This is a genomic window from Parafrankia sp. FMc2, from assembly GCF_041008525.1.
Lineage (GTDB): Bacteria > Actinomycetota > Actinomycetes > Frankiales > Frankiaceae > Parafrankia.
The window spans coordinates 1-1,042 of the sequence record NZ_JBFLUG010000429.1 but is presented as its reverse complement, the minus strand read 5'-3'; the positions used below and the strand labels follow the sequence as shown (position 1 = coordinate 1,042).

The 1,042-nt window shown below is 65.3% G+C and carries 1 protein-coding gene and 1 pseudogene; both read left to right on the top strand.

Going from position 1 to position 1,042, the window contains the following annotated elements:
* Window positions 1-423, top strand: a 423-nt coding sequence (locus tag AB1460_RS37740) for a transposase (protein WP_368967370.1), incomplete at its 5' end; no start/stop codon positions are given.
* 455 nt (window positions 424-878) lie between these two features.
* A pseudogene (locus tag AB1460_RS37735) lies at window positions 879-1,042 on the top strand (RNA-directed DNA polymerase); the annotation flags it as partial.

Sequence of the window (1,042 nt, the reverse complement as noted above, 5' to 3'; positions counted from 1 at the left end):
GGGGGAAGCCTGACGGGTCCGAACCCGGTCGATCGCGGCAAACCGGGCTCGAAAATCCATGTCCTGACCGACGGGGCCGGGTTGCCGCTGGTCGTGGCGGTCTCCACGGCGAACCTGCACGACAGCGGGGCGTTCGTTCCGCTGGTGGCGAGTATCCCGGCGATCCGTTCCCGACGCGGGCCGCGGCGACGCCGACCGGACAAGCTGCGTGCGGACAAGGCCTACGACCAGCCGGAACTGCGGTGTTTCCTGCGCCGGCGTGGTATCGCGGTGCGGATCGCCCGTCGCGGTGTGGACAGTACCGAACGCCTTGGCCGGTACCGGTGGAAAGTCGAGAGAACTCTGTGCGCCGCGAGGCGCTCTGTTGTATCCCCGGCTGAGCCGGGAGGGACTCGGAGGGAGGTTCCTGGGCCGGATGGCTGACCTGGATCCGAAAGGTGAAGGGGACAACAGCATGCCATGATTCCCGGCGGCCGGGTCCAGTGGTCAGGGACGGCGCGCCGGGTGGGCCCGCGTGATACGGCGAAAGCTTGATTGCCTGAATCCTAATCTCCAGTCGATGCAAGTTCCCATCCACCGGAAAGACCATTGAAACCGGTGCTGCGCTCTGTTTCGGGGTCTAGGGTTACCCGATGCAACCTCCGGAGCGCGGGGCGACGCCCAGCGAGGGTGTTCAAGGAGATGAGTGGGACGCCTACGTCACGCTGTCACGTACAACAGAGACGAACGCGGGATCGCCTATAAGGGTGCGAGCCCTATGGCGACGGAGGCCTCGTAGTAGTCGCCGGAGTCACGCCCGGCCAAGGAAGGCGGGAAAGTCGTCTGCAGGGCGAAGGGGGCCAGGTGATCGGACACCCAAGACTTGGGAGGTATGCGTAATGCAGAGCGCCGCAACGGTGCTGGGTGTCCTGCGTGAACGCGGCAAACGAGGGCTGCCGTGCGACGAACTGTATCGGCAGCTGTTCAACCCGCAGATGTATCTGCTGGCCTACGGGCGCATCTACACCAACCAGGGTGCGATGACTCCCGGGGTAACGCAGGA